This window comes from Muriventricola aceti, from assembly GCF_025567565.1.
Lineage (GTDB): Bacteria > Bacillota > Clostridia > Oscillospirales > Oscillospiraceae > Lawsonibacter > Lawsonibacter aceti.
In genome coordinates this window covers 1-16,703 of the sequence record NZ_JAOQKF010000003.1, presented here as the reverse complement: position 1 = coordinate 16,703, position 16,703 = coordinate 1, and the positions used below count along the sequence as shown (strand labels likewise).

The window sequence follows — 16,703 nt, the reverse complement described above, 5'->3', positions numbered from 1 at the left end:
CCCTGACTGGGGCGGCCGCCTCCGTTGGGACGGGGGCCACGCTGGGGGGGCGGAGCCACCTGCTTGATGGACAGGTTGATCCGGTTGGCTTGGTCGATGCCGATGACCTTCACTTTGACCTCCTGCCCCTCCTGTAGGTGGTCGGACACCTCGTTGACATAGGAATAGGCGATCTCTGAAATATGGACCAAGCCGGATCTTCCCTCCGGCAGGGACACGAAGGCCCCAAACTTTGTAATTCCCGTTACCTTACCGTCCAAGATGGACCCAACACCAAACTCCATAACTGACCGAAATATCCTCCTTGTAAATTTCCCCGCGCCGCCACACACAGATTACGGCGCTGGAGAGCCCGTTTGACTGGATCGCTCAGTTGGCCACATCGATATAGACGATCTCATCCTGCTTCACATGGCCCTTTTCCCGGGCCACCTGCTCCAGCATCTCAGGATCGTCGCTGTTTTCGATGGCGGCCTCCAGCTCCTGGTTTTCCAGCCGCTGGTCGCTGACCTGCCGGGCCAGCGTATCCCGCTGGACTTGGGCTGTCTGTATCTGGCCCCTCAGGTCCAGAAGAGAGGTGGCCATATAGATCAGCAGGGCCAGCACCACGATTTTGGTCAAAAACCCAGCTCGCTTCAGCTTCATAGACATCCTCTCCTCTCTCCCTGGCGGCTCGTCGGCGGACCGCGCGCTCCATCTCCTCGGTTTTCTGTCCTATTCTATACCATTTCACGCCGGAAAGAAAGGTATTTTTCGCAAGTTTTCCGAATTTTTTTAAAACAGCCCTCCCCAGGGCCAGCGGGAAGGTCAAAATTCCCAAAAGGAAGGTGACGATATCCGCCATAAAGTAGCCCAGCTTCAAAAACCAGGGGCTGATCACCCAGAAGTATACCCCTCCCCCCGCCATGCAGAACAAGGCGCCGTAGAAACGGATCTGTCCCCCCCAGGCCCCCTGGGACCAGAGAAACAGAGTCCCCGTGGCCACCAGCCAGAACACCAGATCCAGCAGGGGACCCACCACGGGCAGCTTCACCCGGACTCTCAGAATACGGAACAGGTCGTACAGCAGCCCAAACAGCGCCCCCAGCGCCAGAGCCTGGCACAGAGCCTGACCCTGCTGAACGGTATCGATGGTCATCTGCCGAATAGGCGGCCCAGCAGACCGCCCTGCTCCCGCCCGCCGCTCTCGTAGATCAGGGCGTTCACCGTCCCCTCGACCTTCAGATCTCCTCCGTCCAAGGACAGCTTTTCGATGTGGAGCCCCTCCCCCTGGATCTCCAGCCCCCCCTGGGCAGTTGTCAGGAAGATGGCGCTCTCGTCAAAGCTTTCCACCTCCTCCACCCCCGATATCATTAGCTGCTCCCGGTCCTCTAGGATCACATGGTGGCCTGTGTCCGGCCGAAGCTTCTCATTTTCATAGGCCATGTTTTCACCCCCTTTTGCTCCATCCTATGGGACAAGTGGGGGCTTTTATGCCTGTTTTTCGCCGCTGCTCTCCCTTCCAGAAAAGATCGTCTGGAAATCTGCCCGTTCTTAGTGTACAATAGGTTTTGTTCATGCGAATCCTATTGGAAAAGGTTTGATTGTATCATGGTAAAAGCCATTTTTTTTGATATCGACGGCACTCTGGTTAGCTTCCAGACCCACACAATTTCTCCCGCTGTCTTGGAGGGCCTCCACCGCCTGCGGGAGAAGGGAATCCGGTTATTCCTGTCCACAGGCCGCCACAAAGTCATGAGTCAGTCGGTCCGGGATCTCTTTCCCTTCGATGGCTGCATCACCCTCAGCGGCCAATACTGCTTTGCTCAGGACCGGGTGCTTCGAAGCGTCCCCTTCGCTCCGGAGCGGGTGAAAGCTCTGGTGGAGCTGATGGAGCATTCCACTATCCCCTGTATCTTTTTGGAGGAGGAGGACTGCTACCTTGTAAACCCGGGGCCGCGGGCTCAGGTGTTCCCCAAGCAGCTAGCTGTCCCCCTCCCCCCCTCCGCTCCCGCCCGGCGGGCGGAAGGGCGACAGGTGTTTCAGGCCACCGCCTTCCTCACCCGGGAGGAGCAGCAGGCTTTAGGAGACCCCTTCCCAGGACTGGAGGTCATGCGCTGGCACCCAGATTTCGTGGATATTATTTCCCCAGGCGGCGGCAAGGACCAGGGTATGGACGCCATTTTGGACTTCTTCGGCATCTCCCTGGAGGACACCATGGCCTTCGGCGATGGGGAAAACGACATTCCTATGCTCCGCCACGCCCATGTGGGAGTAGCCATGGGCAACGCCGACGCTCTCGTACGCTCTCACGCCGACTTTGTGACCGGAACAGTGGATGAGGACGGTATTTTGTCCGCTCTGGAACATTTCGGTCTGCTGTAGCCCCCGTCTTTTACACATAATTTACAATTTCCTGTGGATTTTCTTCCCTGGTCCGTGTACAATAAAGACAAGAATCGGCACCGAAGGAGGAACTGTTACATGAAGCTTACGTTTTTTGGCGCGGCCCACGCGGTCACCGGCAGCTGCCACTGTCTGGAAGTCAACGGCAGGAAGATCCTGATCGACTGTGGTCTCCAGCAGGGCCGGGACGAGCACGATGACAACGCCCTGGATTTTTCCCCCAGCTACATCGACTATGTTTTGGTCACCCACGCCCATATCGACCACTCCGGCCGCATTCCGCTGCTGGTCAAGGAGGGCTTTTCCGGGCCCATCTATACCACCCGGCTCACCGCCCAGCTGCTGTCCATCATGCTCCGAGACTCCGCTCATATTCAGGAGAGCGACGCCCAGTGGCAGAACCAGAAGGGAAAGCGGGCCGGCCGGGAGGAGGTAGAGCCCCTCTACACCCTGACAGACGCGGAGGAGGCCCTCCAGCTCCTCAATACCCAGGAGTACGGACAAATCTTCGAGCTGTGCGAGGGGGTAAAGGTCCGCTTCTGCGACGCCGGCCATCTGCTGGGCTCCTCCTGTGTGGAGATCTGGGCCACTGAGAACGGCGTCACCAAAAAGCTGGTCTTCTCCGGAGATCTGGGCAACGTAGACCAGCCTGTCATCCGGGACCCCTCCTTTGTGACAGAGGCGGATTATGTCATCATGGAGTCCACCTACGGCGACCGGAACCACCAGCCCCCAGAGAGCTATACCGAGGCCCTGGCCGCCCTCATTGACGACGTGTTTTCCAAAGGTGGCAACATTGTTATCCCCTCCTTTGCCGTAGGCCGTACCCAGGAGCTGCTCTACTTCCTCCGAGAGATCAAAAATGAGGGGATGGTCAAATCGGTCCCCAACTTTACCGTCTGCGTGGACTCTCCCCTGGCCGCTGAGGCCACCAAGATCTACGCTGGCGATCTTCACGGCTACCTGGACGAGGAGGCAATTGCCGTCCTGCAGGGTGGCGACAACCTGTTCACCTTCCCCGGCCTGACCCTGACCCAGTCTACCGAGGAATCCAAGGCTCTCAATATGGACAAGAGCTCTAAAATCATCATCTCCGCCTCCGGTATGTGCGATGCCGGCCGCATCCGCCACCACCTGAAGCACAACCTATGGCGCCCCGAATGCGCTGTGGTCTTTGTGGGCTATCAGGGGGAGGGCACTCTGGGCCGCCGTCTGCTGGAGGGGGCCAAAAGTGTAAAGCTTTTTGGTGAGGAGATCGCCGTCCGGGCCCGGATCCTGAATTTCCCCGGCCTGTCCTCTCACGCCGACCGGGATCACCTGCTGGACTGGATCGGCCATTTCTCCCCCAAGCCGGACCAAGTGTTCGTGGTACACGGGGATAGTGAGATCACAGACCTCTTTGCAAATGATTTGAATGAGCGGGGCATCCCCGCCCACGCGCCTCTCTATGAGGAGGTCTATGATCTGCTGGGAAATCGTATGCTGGCAAAGGGCGTTGTTCTGGAGAGCAAGCGGACCACAGGCGGCGCCTCCGCTCCCTCCGCCGCCTTCCTGCGGCTACAAGATGTGTCCAAGGACTTGGCCGACCTTATCAGCCGCAGCCGGGGCCGTTCCAACAAGGATCTGTCCAAGCTGGCCGATCAGCTTCGGCAAATCATGGACAAGTGGGAATAGAGAGGCGTTTGAGCCGCCGCGAGCAGCGCGGATGGACCGGAGCGAAGGTTCGCTCCTGCTGGCAGCGGCGCCCTTCCCCAACTATGACAGTAAGAACGGAGAGTTTTTATGGAGATCGACCGCAGAGAACTGAAAAGGCAGGCTAGGGAGGCCATTCGGGGCTCCCGTCCTTCCTTCTGGGTGGTCACCTTGGTATATCTGCTGATGACCACTGGTGTTTCCACACTGGCCGGCCTGCTTGTTCCGGCCCCGGACACAGGAAACATCAGTCTGCCGGCTTTGTTCCTTTCCATCCTCCTCTCCCTGTACTCCACGGTAGTTGGCTTTGGCTTTACGCTATGGTCCATGTGGACCTCCCGGAAGCTGTCTCCCGGACTGGGCGCCCTAGCCGATGGCTTCTCCGTGGCCCTGCTGGTTATCATGACCTCCATTCTGATCTTTCTCCACACGCTGGCCTGGTCCCTGCTGTGCATCCCCGTCGTCTGGCTGGTCCTAATTCCGGTTCTTCTCTCCCCAGGCCTCTCCTTCCTTGTGATCCCCGTTCTAATTGCCGGCATCATGATTTTCTCTTATTGGGTCTCTCTGCGCTACGCCCTGGCCTACTATTTGCTGGCCGACCACCCTGACTACGGGGCCTTCGCCGCGGTCCGCCGCAGTGTGGAGCTGACGCGGGGCTGGAAGTGGGAGATGTTCAAGCTGGCCTTTTCCTTCATCGGCTGGGAACTGCTTGACCTGCTTCTCTACTCACTGGCACTACTTCTGGTTCTGGTCCAGGGCGGTTTCTTCCAGTCTCTTTCCCTGGAGCACTACGGGGATGCCTACATGGTCTATCAGATTATCCTCTCCTATCCCCGCTCCGCCCTTCTTCTCCTGCTGGCCTCCATCCCGGTAAAGCTGTGGCTCTATCCCTACCGCTCCGTGACCATGGCCGGCTTCTACGACGCCCGGCTGCGCCTCCAGCGGGAGGGTTCTGTGGAGATGCCCCCTCTCTGAACATCCAAAGCTACCCGCCAGGACCTCTAGGTCCTGGCGTTTTTTTAGAGGCTTCCTTATTTTTGGAACATTCGTTTGACATTCGTACAAATGTATGATAAAATACATCTAAATTTTAGTGTGTAATTTTCTGTCCGTCTGCCGAAAGGAGCCCTTGCCATGGCCAAACTGACCGCCAAGCAGCAGCAGATCTATGACTATATCCTCTCCTTTACCAATCAGCACGGCTATCCCCCTTCGGTCCGGGAGATTGGCGCGGCGGTGGGACTGAAATCCCCCTCCACCGTCCACTTCCACATGAAGGGGCTGGAGGAGGCCGGTGTCATCGTCAAGGCAGAGGGCAAGACCCGCGCCATCTCCCTGCCGGGGGCATCCATGGGCCCGGTGGCAGAGGAGGAGGACCCCCACGCCAACCAAATACCCATCCTTGGCAATGTAGCCGCCGGCTCCCCTATCCTGGCCCAAGAGTGTATTGAGGACTACCTCACCTTCGACACTGCCGGTCTGTCCGGGGAGCACTTCGCCCTCACGGTCCGGGGCGAGTCCATGCTGAACGCCGGGATTCTGCCCGGTGACCTGGTGGTGGTCCACCGCCAGCAGGAGGCCCGGAATGGTGAGATCGTAGTGGCCCTTTTTGAGGATGAGGCCACCGTCAAAACCCTTCATAGAAAAGACGGCCGCACCTGGCTTCTTCCCCAAAACCCTGATTACCCGCCTATCGACGGCACCAAAGCCGAGATAGTTGGCAAGGTGGTGGCGGTAGTCCGACGGTACTAATTTTGTCCCTCTGCGGCCGGTCATGCTCCCCATGGCCGGCTTTTTTCGTTGACAATCCCAGGTCCTGTCCAGTATACTGAACAGGCAAACAGAGGGAGGCGAGAAGGGTCGTGACCAAGAAGGAGCTTCTGGACCGCTGCGCCCGTGACGGGGCGGAGCGGGTGCTGCTGGCCCGTGTGCTGGACAAGCTGGAACTGGCTCAGGACCGGGGCATCCCAGCCCATACCCCCTTTCTCTCGCCGGGTGAACAGGCCTCTGTCACCGATTTACTCAACGCCTGGGGGCAGCCCCGCCATATCTTTTGGGGTGGCTTTCCCGGCGCAGAGCGGGCCCTGTGCGCCTTCCTCCCCGACTGGCAGGATGAGAACGACCTCCTGTTGGACCCAGAGGGACCGCTGGCCGCATTGGAGGCCGCCTTCCCTCCCGGTTCCGAGTTAAGCCACCGGGATATTCTGGGCTCCCTTATGGGCCTGGGGTTAACGAGGGAAAAGCTGGGGGACATCTTGCTCCCTGGCGACAGGACCTGTCAGGTGATCCTGCTCCGGGAGGTACTGCCCATTCTCCTCTCCCAGTGGGAGTCCGCCGGGCGTTGGCGGTTAAAGCTCCGGGAAATTCCTCTGGCTTCCCTTTCCCCTGGAGAGGCGAAGGTAAGGCTCATCCGGGACACAGTCGCCACCCCTCGCCTGGACGCGGTGCTTGCCGCCGGTTTTTCCCTGTCCCGCTCCAAAGCCATGGCCTATATCTCCGCCGGCAAGGCGGCCGTCAACCACCGGGAGTGTCTCAAAGGGGACAAGCTGGTGGATGTGGGAGACATTCTCACCTGCCGCGGACTGGGCAAGTGCGTGGTCCGGGAGATCCCCGGCCAGTCCAAAAAGGGACGGACCATGCTGGTATTGGAGCGATATATTTAAGCCGCCGGATAGGAGGGCACAGCTATGGCACACTATGAATATGAATTTGAGGTTCTGGCCCTCTCCGCCGGAGGGTACAGCCTGTTCGGCGGCGTCGGCATCCGGACTGAGGGCCACCAGGAAGTCATTCGAAGCCGGGCCGCCGCCGGCTGGCGTTATGTGGGCTATCTGCCCAGCGTTCAGCGGGCCTCTGGACATATTGAGACCATCGAGCTGGTATTTGAACGCGAGATAGAACAGGAATAAGGGAGGGAAAGGCATGGAGCAGAAGAAGATCGACCGCATCAATGAGCTGGCCCGGAAGGCCAAGTCCCCCGCCGGCCTCACCCCAGAGGAGGAGGTTGAGCGGGCCCTGCTGCGACAGGAGTATATCGCCGCCTGTAAGTCCAATCTGATGGCCCATCTGGACAATACCCTCATTCAACATCCTGACGGCACCCGGACCCGGTTGCGGAAGAAGTGATCCGCTCTAGCCGGAGCAGGGGTTCATTGACAATCTCCCCGGCATCTGGGATAATACTCTCGATCCTTTTATGTCCCGCCAGGCGCTTATCCTATCTTTTTAAGGAGGCCCCCCATGGCTCATATTAAATTTTCTACCGACTCTGCTTCCGATATTCCCGCCGCTCTGCGGGAGGAGTGGAACATCCAGGTCCTCCCTTTTCCCATCGCGATGGGCGACAGGGAGTATATGGACGGCTTTGACTTCACTCCCGACGAGTTCTTTCAGATGCTGCTGGACAGCCCTCAGATCCCGACCCACGCCCAGTTGAACCCCTATCTTTTCACTGAATGCTTTGAGAAGGCATGGAAAGAGGGCTATACCGATCTGATCCACACCTCTATCAACTCCAAGGGTTCAGCCACCTATGGCAACGCCATACAGGCCCGGGACGAGTTCTATGAGGACCACCCCGATGCCCAGGACACCTTCCATATCCATATCATCGACTCCAAAAACTACACCATGGGCTACGGCTGGGCGGTGGTGCAGGGGGCCAAGATGGCTGCTGCCGGCGCCCAGGCGGGAGAGATCGTGGATTTTATCCAGGATTGGGTGGATCATGTCCGGGTGATCTTCGCCCCTCTTGACCTGCGGTTTGCCAAAAAATCCGGCCGGATCTCCGCCGCGGCAGCCTTCATGGGCGAAGCCCTGGGGTTAAAGCCCATTATGACCTTCGCCAACGGCGAGTCCAAGATACTGTCCAAGGCGCGGGGGGAGAAAAACGCGATTTCCGCTGTTGTGGAGCTGTGCAAACGGGAGCGGAGCGCTAACAGCCCCTATCTGGTCGTCCATGGCAATAACCTGGAGCAGGCTGGCAAACTGCTAGAAGCCTGCCGCCAGGAGCTAGGCTGTGAGCCTGCCCTGGAGTATCTCATCGGTGGTGTGGTGTCCATCAACGCCGGCCCCAATGTAATTGGTCTGGTATATCGCACATAAAACTCTTTTTGGGTCCGGCTGTGGCGAGCAGTCGGACCTTTTTCTTTCTCTGGGACAGGCAGGCATCCCGAAATTTACATTTTATTCATGCTTTTTCTGGTAAGGTAGAGTAGGATACTGAAAAACAGGGAGGGATATGATACCAATGAAGCCTGGGCAACTGACCTGGCCCCAGCGGGGCGCCCTGTGGCTGCGGCTGGCCATCCGGCTGGTGCTGTCTCTGGCCGCCGTCCTTCTGGTGTCCTTTTTTGGACGGCCCCTACTGACACTTTTTGCCCCCTTTGTCTGCGCCCTCATCGCTGCCGCCCTGCTCAACCCCCTGGTCAAGTGGTTCCAGCGCAAGCTGGGATGGTCCCGAAGCGTGCTGACCTTGCTCCTTCTGCTCCTCCTCTTCGGTCTGGTAGGGAGCGCCCTGGGATGGCTGGGCTACGCGGTTGTCCGTCAGGTCATCAGTCTGGCGGAGAACTGGGACGGGGTAGTGGCTGCCGGCATCAGTGTACTGGACCAGCTGGACCAGATGTTTCAACAGGTGGTGGCCCAGTTCCCGATCCAGATCGCCGGCCCGGATCAGGGCTTTCTCGACTGGCTGGTGGACACCTTATCCTCGGCGGCCCCTGACCTGGGGAACCTGGCCACCTATGCTGGAGAGAAGGCAGTCTCCTTCTCCTCCTTTCTGTTGGCTCTGGTCTTTTTTGTCATGGCAACCTTTATGCTGACGGCGGACTACCCCTATCTCCGCTCACGGGCCGCTCAACATCTGGACGAGGGGACGCTCCACTTTCTGGGGCAGGTCCGGGCCACCGCCCTGGGGGCCTTCGGAGGCTATTTGAAGGCGGAGCTGCTGCTCTCCATCGGGGTATTCTTCATCCTGCTCATCGGCTTCTTTGTCATCCGTCAGCCCTACGGCCTTCTGCTGGCTCTGGGACTGGCCATTATGGACTTTATCCCCATCATCGGCGCCGGCACGGTCATGGTCCCCTGGGCCGTCATCGCGCTGTTTACCCACAACTACCTCGACGCCATCGAGATCATGGTCATCTGGGGCATTATTGCTATGTTCCGCCGGGTAATGGAGCCCAAATTCGTAGGGGACCAGACTGGTCTATCCCCTATCGCCTCTCTGGTCAGTATCTATGTAGGGATGCAGGTAGCCGGAGTTCTGGGTATGATTCTAGGGCCTATCCTGCTGCTGGTTCTGCTGAATCTGGCCGGAATGGGGATGTTCCGCGGGCTCCGGCTGGACATCGCCGCCGCTGTGCGGGACATCGCCGCCCTTCTCTCCCAGCGGCCAGAGCAGATGTGACCTGGTTTCAAACTTTGTTTTGGGAAAGTTCAAAAAATTTATCCTTTTTCTTCATGCTTTTTTCATATTTCGGCGGTATGATATCCACAGTTCAAAGAGGGGCGGCCCCAAGGCCCTTCTTGAAAGGAGTGCATTTACATGGAGTATCCCGACTTCAGCTTTTATAACAGTGAAAACGACGGCTACCGGGGTGGCTTCGGCGACTATACCGACCCCATTCCCACCTCTGGTGGTCCTGCTCATCCCAGCGAGCCCCCGAAGAAAAAGGGGCGCGGCAAGCGCATTGCCGCTCTTTTGCTGGCCTGCGCTGTTGTGGGCGGCGGAGCGGGCGTTGGCGGTGCGGCCGTGTACCAAAATCTGACCGCCCCCGACACCGTAATCTATGAGGGGGAACGCCCCCAGGTGGATACGATGGTCAACACCAACAGCGGCCAGCCCATGACGCCTGAACAGCTATATGCCGCCAACCTGCCATCCTGCGTCGGCATCACGGTAAACACCACGGTGAACATCTTTGGCCAGACCACCACCTCCGCCGCCAGCGGTTCCGGCTTTGTACTGACCCAGGACGGCTATATTGTCACCAACTACCACGTCATTGAGGAGGCGGTCAACGATTCCTCTGTCACCATTGAGGTCTCCTTCTCCAACGGAGACAAATATACCGCCAAACTGGTGGGCGGTGAGAAGGACAACGACGTGGCCGTACTGAAGATCGAAGCTGCCGGCTTACAGCCTGTGACTTTGGGCGACAGCGACCAGTTGGTGGTAGGCGAAAGCGTGTACGCCATAGGTAACCCCCTGGGTGAGCTGACCTATACCCTCACTGACGGCATCGTATCCGCCCTAGACCGGCTGATCACCACCTCCAGCAAAAATGCCAACGGTCAGACCGAAACCACTACCCTCAATGTACTTCAGACCAACTGCGCCATCAACCCCGGCAACTCTGGCGGCCCTCTGTTCGACAGCTATGGCAACGTGGTAGGTATCGTGTCTGCCAAGTATACAGAGTCCACCTCCGGTGTGTCCGCCGAGGGGCTGGGCTTCGCGCTCCCTATCAACGACGTGAAGGAAATTATCTCTGACCTCATCGAGCACGGCTATGTTACCGGCAAGCCCTATCTGGGCGTCCAGGTCAACGTGGTGGACGAGAGCGTTCAGCGTTATGGCATCCCCGCCGGCGCGGTAGTGGAGTATGTGGCCGAGGGCTCCTGCGCCCAGAAGGCCGGCCTGCAGGTCAATGACATCATTACCGCCATCGACGACACCGCAGTGGACTCCCCCTCCGCTCTGACAGCGGCCCTGTCCTCCGACTACAAGGCCGGGGACACCGCCACCCTCACCGTGGTGCGCCAGCAGCAGGAGGTCAAGCTGACCGTCACCTTCGACGAGAAAAATGCCGAGACCGAGGCTGCTAACCAGAACCAGCAGAACACACAGCAGGGACAGCAGCAGAACCCGAATGGCGGTTATTACTACCAGTGGCCCTTTGGAAGCTTCGGCTGGTGATCCTTCTCTCATTCTCGATTCCTTCTTGAAAGAATCGGCTCTGTCCTTGGGATGGGGCCGGTTCTCTCTTTTTGGAAAAAGATGGACAAACCGCAGAGAAAACGTTATAATTTATTATGGAATAATATTGGGGGCGATGTATTTCGTCCTTTTTGATTCGGGGCCGCGCCGGGAAGGGCGTTTTTTCTGTGTCTGTTTGGAAGGCCTTGGATCACATCCACGAACACAGAAAGGAACAACAAACATGGAGATCAACGGAACATCTGTCAACGAATCGGTCCGGTATGCCCAGCTGGACCTCTCTCCCGCACTGATGCGGGCCATCGAGAAGAAGGGGTATGTTCAGGCCACCCCTGTCCAGGCCGGCGCCATCCCCTATTTCATGGAGTGGAAGGACGTCATCGCCAAAGCTCCCACGGGCACCGGAAAGACCTTCGCCTTTGGCATCCCCATGGTGGAGCACATTGATCCGGAGAGCAGCGCGGTCCAGGCTCTGGTACTGGCCCCCACCCGTGAGCTGGCCATCCAGATCCAGGACGAGCTAAGGGACCTGTGCGCCTTTAAAGAGGGCGTGCGGGTAGTCTGCCTCTATGGCGGGCAGCCCATTGAAAAGCAGATCACCCAGCTGAAAAAGTCCCCCCAGATCGTGGTGGCCACTCCCGGCCGCCTGATGGACCACATGAAGCGGCACACAGTCCGGCTGGACCAGGTTCAAACTGTTGTGCTGGACGAGGCCGACCGGATGCTGGACATGGGCTTTGTCCGGGATGTGACCCACATTCTGGACAAAATGCCTCAGCGCCGGAACCTGGGGATGTTCTCCGCCACCATTTCCCGGGAAGTAATGGACATCTCCTGGGTCTATCAGCGGGACCCGGTGGAAATCACCGTCCACGCTGATCAGGACAACAAGCCCGATATCGCCCAGTACCGCCTGGATGTAGACCGGGGGGAGAAGGCGGACACTATGGCCCGGCTGCTGGACATGGGCGACTATGAGCGTGTCATCGCCTTCTGCAACACCAAAAACATGACAGACCGCCTGGCCGGTCTGCTGTCCATGCGGCGCATCTCCTGCGAGGCCATCCACGGCGATATCCAGCAGCGCCAGCGGGAAAAGACGCTCCAGAAATTCCGAGACGGCCAGCTCCGGGTACTGGTAGCCACCGATGTGGCTGCCCGTGGGCTGGATATCGACGATGTGGACGCCGTCTTTAACTATGATGTCCCGGACGAGAACGAATACTATATCCACCGCATCGGCCGCACCGGCCGGGCCAAGCGCCACGGGGTCGCCTTCTCCCTGGTATCTACTATTACCGAGGGGCTTCGGCTGGACGACATCCAGAAGGTCACCGGCAGCGATATCCGCAAGGTATATTTTAATGAGCGGGGCGATCTGGTGGCCGCCGTGGAGCGCCCATGAGAGGCGGTCCACGGCGGAGCGGCCTCCTGTTGGATCTGTTCGCCTGCTTTCTAATCCCGGCCTATACCTTGCTCTTTGCGGGCAGTCGGGCCTGGTTCTCCACCAATTTTTCCGTCATCGCGGTGACCGGGCCGGACCACTACCGGGGCTTTCTCTACTGGGGCGTGCTGGCGGGAGGCTATTTCTTCCTGATGCTGATGAAGCTGGCCTCCATTCTGCGCAGCCGTGTGGCTCAAACCGCCGCCATTCTGCTCACCCTGGCCGCCTGCCTGTCCCTTTGCTATGCTCTAGCCATCCCCTATCTCCCGGAGCAGTTTCCCCGATACGCCGACTTGCATGTGATCCTGGCCGCTCTGGCCTGTGTCCTCTTGATGCTGGCCCTGCTGGTCGCCCTGCTCGCCCTATACCGGCGTCAGCCGGACCGGTATGTTCCCCTGCTCCGGGCCTGGTTTATTATCGTAGGCATTTGCGGGGTCCTGTTTCTCATCCCCCAGATGGTCTCCTCGGCGCTGGAGGTGTTTTTCACCATCTCCGCCGCCCTGCTCGTCCGCAAGGCCTGGCTGTACCGCCGATAGTGATTGGCATTTCCATCCGCTTTTTATCTTCTTTTAATCTTTTTCCCATGGATTTTTCACCGGCTTTGGCGTATGCTGGTATCAGAAAGAGGAAGTCATCTCATATCACATTGGAGGGAATACTTGATGGGATCTAAACGATTGTATCGGACCGAGGGCAGTTATAAAATGCTGTGCGGCGTGTGCGGTGGTCTGGCGGAATACTTTGACCTCGACCCCACTCTGGTCCGGGTGGGCTGGGTCATCGCCTTTTTTGCCTTCTCAGTGGGTCTCTGGGCCTATCTGATCTGTGCCATCATCATGCCAAAAAAGAGCGACGTGTACCCTGGGTACTGATTCATACCCCAAGGCCTCCCTCCGGAGGCCTTTTTATCTTTACAATGGAGGAACCGACATGGACACACGACTTTCCTTTCCCGCAGACATCCCCGCCCTGCGGGCGCTCTGGTCCCTGGCGTTTGGCGACGACGGGGCCTATGTGGACAATTTTTTTCACACCTATTACCGCCCGGACCGGGTGCTGGTACTGGAGGAGGAGGGGCAGGTCCGCTCTATGACCGCCTGGTTCGACACCGTCTTTGTGGTGCCGGGCCGGGGAAAATTCCGGGCAGCCTACCTCTACGCCGTGGCCACCCATCCGGACTGCCGGGGAAAGGGGCTGGCCGCCCGGCTGTTGAAGGGGGCGGACGAGTATTTCCGCACCTTGTCTATCCCCGCGGTCACCACCGTCCCGGCCGAACCCAGCCTCCACAGCTTTTTTGGGGCCAACGGCTTTCGGGAGTGCTTTGTTCACCAGAGCCAGGTCAGCCAACTAAATGCGGAGCGCCCCGGCTCCCCTGTCCCGCCGTCCCTCTCCCTGGAGGCGCTGTCCCCGGCCAGCTACGGCGCTCTGCGGGAGGAGCTGCTGGAGGATATTCCCCATATTTTTTATCCCGAGGACGCTCTCACCTATCAGGCCGGCTGCTGTGCCCTGGGCGGCGGCGGGCTCTACCGGGCTGATACCCCCTATGGTCCCGCCCTGCTGTGTGTGGAGTGGGCCAGCCAGGAGAAGGCCGTGGTAAAAGAGCTGCTGGCCGGCCCCCAGGCCGCCGGCTTTGTCCGGGAGGAGGGGCACCTGCTCTCCCTGCTGGGGGCCTCCATTTTGGAGGTCCGCTCCCCAGTCCGGGAGGGCTTTCCGGTCCCCTTCGGGATGCTGAAATGGCTGGATTCGGAAGGGGCGGAAGGCTGGGACTGGTCGTCCACGGGCTACCTGGGACTAGCCTTTGACTGAAAACTTGCATATTCACCAAAAACGGCCGTTTCTTTTTGTTGAAACGGCCGTTTTTTGGTGCTGCTTTCTTCTGCCACAGTCATTTAGCTGTGGTAACCTCCACAAAAATCTTGCTTTACTCTTCCATTTTTTATGATATGCTATACATATAAAGGACCTTGATTCAGGATTTTCCTAGCGAAAATCTCTGTATCTCGGCAAAATGCAAGTAATCTGTCAATTCATCCCGTACAACATATTATAACAGGAGGAATGTCACAATGAACAAGTACATTGAGCGCGTGCTGGCCGATACCAAGGCCAAAAATGCCAACGAGCCCGAATTCCTGCAGACCGTGGAGGAGGTTCTGTCTTCTCTGGAGCCCGTCATCAACGCCCATCCCGAGTATGAGAAGGCCGCTCTGTTGGAGCGTATGGTGGAGCCTGAGCGCGCCATCGAGTTCCGTGTCACCTGGGAGGATGACAACCACGTTTGGCACGTCAACCGCGGCTACCGTGTGCAGTACAACGCGGCCCTCGGCCCCTATAAGGGCGGCATCCGCTTTGACCCCTCTGTAAACCTGTCCATCATCAAATTCCTGGGCTTTGAGCAGGTCTTCAAGGACGCCATGACCGGCCTGCCCATCGGCGGCGCCAAGGGCGGCTCCGACTTTGATCCCCGGGGCAAGAGCGACGCCGAGGTTATGCGCTTCTGCCAGGCCTTCATCACCGAGCTGTACCGCCACATCGGCCAGGACATCGACTGCCCCGCTGGCGACCTGGGCTGCGGCGGCCGTGAGATCGGCTATATGTACGGTCAGTACCGCCGCATCGTGGGCGCCGCCGAATTCGGCGCTCTGTCCGGCAAGGCTGTCTGCACCGGCGGTTCCATCATGCGTCCCGAGGCCACTGGTTTCGGCGCTGTCTATTATCTGTGCGAGGCCCTGAAGCACGACGGCGAGTCCATCGAGGGCAAGCGCATCGCCATGTCCGGCTACGGCAACGTGGGCTGGGGCATCATGAAGAAGGCCGCTGAACTGGGCGCCAAGGTTACCTATTTCGCCGGTCCTGACGGCTACATCCACGATCCTGATGGCGTGGACACCGAGGAAAAGCTGAACTACATCCTGGAGATGCGCGCCAAGGATCCTATGCACTGCGCTCCCTATGCCGAGCGGTTCGGCTGCGAGTTCGTTCCCAACGCCAAGTGCTGGGGTGTCAAGGACGTGGACATCTATATGCCCGCCGCTACCCAGAACGATGTCAACCTCGACTGGGCCAAGAAGATCGCTGAGTCCGGCGTGAAATACTACATCGAGGTGGCTAATATGCCCACCACCAACGAGGCTCTGGAGTTCCTGAAGAGCCAGAAGCACATGGTGGTCGCTCCTTCCAAGGCCGTCAACGCCGGCGGCGTGTCCGTGTCTGAGCTGGAGATGGCCCAGAACGCCGAGCGCCTCTACTGGACCGCTGAGGAAGTGGACACCAAGCTGAAGGGCATCATGAAGAACATCTACCACTCCTCCGTGGAAGTTGCCGAGCGTTATGGCCTGGGCTATGACCTGGTAGCCGGCGCAAACATCGTGGGCTTCCAGAAGGTCGCTGACGCCATGATGGCACAGGGCATCTTCTAAGCCTTATCTCAAACTGATACGCCTGCCCCTCCATTTGAGAGGGGCAGGCGTTTTTATTAAAAATACGATGTGGGGGATGCGCTGGGCATAGAGAGACAGCGGCGGGTTCCTTTGCCCATGGCGGAAAAGGAACCAAACCGCCACCGGGGCAGGCCCCGGTGGACAGGGCCCACAGGGGCCCCACCCCCGCTCCCCCGTTTTACGGGGGACGCACTACTTAGAGCCTTGGGGGAAGATCCGGCGCTTAAAATCAGGAAGGCCGCCGGGCCGCCTTCCAGAAGCACCCCGTGATTGGCACCCCGCCAGGTGCCTATTATCCCGTGGGAGCGGCGGCCGGCGGTGACAGACAGTCAGCGCGTGGGACGCGCGGATGGGGGACGGCTTGCTTTTCGATGACCGCCGCACCGGAGATACAAAATCGCTGCCCGGATGGCTCCCCTGGGGTCCGGGGTCGAGACCCCGGAGAACTTTGGCCACTTTCCTTCTCTGGAAAGTGGCGCGCCGCAGGCACGACAGGCCATCAGATTTGCGCCAAGGTCCATCGGGGGCCGCTTCTGTTGAAATATGACGGTCACGCAATATGCGCCCCTATAAGAAGGACGGTATTTCGCCTAAACAGCAAAACACCCGCAGGCTATTCGGCCTGTGGGTGTTCTTTATTGTTCTGTTTTGTTCCCCGGTACATACTGTACAACGTCTGAAATCTCACAATCCAATATCTCGCAGAGTCTATTGAGTGGGAATGACGCTCGAAACGGCGAAAACCCGCATGAATACAGGCTTTTTTGCCCGTCCATACTGCTCTTGATACTGGATTGATACT

At 58.7% G+C, this 16,703-nt stretch carries 18 protein-coding genes and 1 pseudogene; 15 read left to right on the top strand and 4 right to left on the bottom strand.

Annotation, left to right across the window (positions count from 1 at the left end):
* From OCV64_RS04005 to OCV64_RS03995, 4 genes and pseudogenes are all read right to left on the bottom strand, one after another.
* Positions 1 to 284 (bottom strand): S1 RNA-binding domain-containing protein (locus tag OCV64_RS04005; RefSeq protein WP_262669398.1); only part of this gene is annotated, 284 nt, incomplete at its 3' end.
* Between the two features lie 85 nt (positions 285 to 369).
* Positions 370 to 645, bottom strand: coding sequence for an FtsB family cell division protein (locus OCV64_RS04000; protein WP_147572725.1), 276 nt, complete (start codon positions 643 to 645; stop codon positions 370 to 372).
* Between the two features lie 235 nt (positions 646 to 880).
* Positions 881 to 1,138, bottom strand: a pseudogene (yabQ, locus tag OCV64_RS16155) (spore cortex biosynthesis protein YabQ); the annotation flags it as partial.
* The gene (locus tag OCV64_RS03995) at positions 1,135 to 1,425 is read right to left on the bottom strand and encodes a YabP/YqfC family sporulation protein (protein ID WP_147572728.1); all 291 of its coding nucleotides are present in this window, start codon (positions 1,423 to 1,425) and stop codon (positions 1,135 to 1,137) included. The gene OCV64_RS03995 and the pseudogene yabQ, both read right to left, overlap by 4 nt.
* A 165-nt stretch (positions 1,426 to 1,590) precedes the next feature.
* Between OCV64_RS03995 and OCV64_RS03990 the strand changes: the two genes are divergently transcribed.
* The 15 genes from OCV64_RS03990 to gdhA all read left to right on the top strand — a co-directional run bounded on the left by OCV64_RS03990 (position 1,591) and on the right by gdhA (position 15,880).
* A complete protein-coding gene (locus OCV64_RS03990; protein WP_186852306.1) occupies positions 1,591 to 2,364 on the top strand; it encodes a Cof-type HAD-IIB family hydrolase in 774 nt (257 codons plus the stop codon).
* Between the two features lie 99 nt (positions 2,365 to 2,463).
* Positions 2,464 to 4,059, top strand: a complete 1,596-nt coding sequence (locus OCV64_RS03985) for an MBL fold metallo-hydrolase RNA specificity domain-containing protein (RefSeq protein WP_186852307.1) — start codon at positions 2,464 to 2,466, stop codon at positions 4,057 to 4,059.
* 108 nt (positions 4,060 to 4,167) lie between these two features.
* Complete coding sequence (locus tag OCV64_RS03980) at positions 4,168 to 5,052, top strand: DUF975 family protein (RefSeq protein WP_262669397.1); 885 nt, start codon at positions 4,168 to 4,170, stop codon at positions 5,050 to 5,052.
* Between the two features lie 159 nt (positions 5,053 to 5,211).
* The gene (lexA, locus tag OCV64_RS03975; protein WP_186852309.1) at positions 5,212 to 5,829 is read left to right on the top strand and encodes a transcriptional repressor LexA; all 618 of its coding nucleotides are present in this window, start codon (positions 5,212 to 5,214) and stop codon (positions 5,827 to 5,829) included.
* A gap of 110 nt (positions 5,830 to 5,939) precedes the next feature.
* The gene (locus OCV64_RS03970; RefSeq protein WP_147572735.1) at positions 5,940 to 6,740 is read left to right on the top strand and encodes a YlmH family RNA-binding protein; all 801 of its coding nucleotides are present in this window, start codon (positions 5,940 to 5,942) and stop codon (positions 6,738 to 6,740) included.
* Between the two features lie 24 nt (positions 6,741 to 6,764).
* Positions 6,765 to 6,986, top strand: a complete 222-nt coding sequence (locus OCV64_RS03965; protein ID WP_147572737.1) for a DUF4177 domain-containing protein — start codon at positions 6,765 to 6,767, stop codon at positions 6,984 to 6,986.
* Positions 6,987 to 6,999: 13 nt separating this feature from the next.
* Positions 7,000 to 7,203 carry a DUF896 domain-containing protein gene (locus tag OCV64_RS03960; RefSeq protein WP_262669396.1) on the top strand — a complete coding sequence of 68 codons (204 nt, stop codon included), beginning with the start codon at positions 7,000 to 7,002 and terminating at the stop codon, positions 7,201 to 7,203.
* 114 nt (positions 7,204 to 7,317) lie between these two features.
* Positions 7,318 to 8,181, top strand: a complete 864-nt coding sequence (locus tag OCV64_RS03955) for a DegV family protein (protein WP_262669395.1) — start codon at positions 7,318 to 7,320, stop codon at positions 8,179 to 8,181.
* Positions 8,182 to 8,326: 145 nt separating this feature from the next.
* Complete coding sequence (gene ytvI, locus OCV64_RS03950; RefSeq protein ID WP_186852313.1) at positions 8,327 to 9,484, top strand: sporulation integral membrane protein YtvI; 1,158 nt, start codon at positions 8,327 to 8,329, stop codon at positions 9,482 to 9,484.
* A gap of 138 nt (positions 9,485 to 9,622) precedes the next feature.
* Entirely contained in the window at positions 9,623 to 10,996 is a 1,374-nt protein-coding gene (locus tag OCV64_RS03945) for a S1C family serine protease (RefSeq protein WP_186852314.1), read from the top strand.
* Between the two features lie 244 nt (positions 10,997 to 11,240).
* A complete protein-coding gene (locus OCV64_RS03940) occupies positions 11,241 to 12,422 on the top strand; it encodes a DEAD/DEAH box helicase (RefSeq protein ID WP_147572744.1) in 1,182 nt (393 codons plus the stop codon).
* On the top strand, positions 12,419 to 12,997 hold the full coding sequence (locus OCV64_RS03935; RefSeq protein WP_147572745.1) for a hypothetical protein: 579 nt from the start codon (positions 12,419 to 12,421) through the stop codon (positions 12,995 to 12,997). The genes OCV64_RS03940 and OCV64_RS03935 overlap by 4 nt, the downstream gene beginning before the upstream one ends.
* Positions 12,998 to 13,123: 126 nt before the next feature.
* Complete coding sequence (locus tag OCV64_RS03930; RefSeq protein ID WP_147572747.1) at positions 13,124 to 13,333, top strand: PspC domain-containing protein; 210 nt, start codon at positions 13,124 to 13,126, stop codon at positions 13,331 to 13,333.
* A 58-nt stretch (positions 13,334 to 13,391) separates the two neighbouring features.
* Positions 13,392 to 14,267 (top strand): GNAT family N-acetyltransferase, encoded by an 876-nt coding sequence (locus tag OCV64_RS03925; protein ID WP_262669394.1) that lies wholly within the window; start codon positions 13,392 to 13,394, stop codon positions 14,265 to 14,267.
* 260 nt (positions 14,268 to 14,527) lie between these two features.
* Positions 14,528 to 15,880, top strand: a complete 1,353-nt coding sequence (gdhA, locus tag OCV64_RS03920) for an NADP-specific glutamate dehydrogenase (protein WP_147572750.1) — start codon at positions 14,528 to 14,530, stop codon at positions 15,878 to 15,880.
* The last annotated feature ends 823 nt before the right edge of the window (positions 15,881 to 16,703 follow it).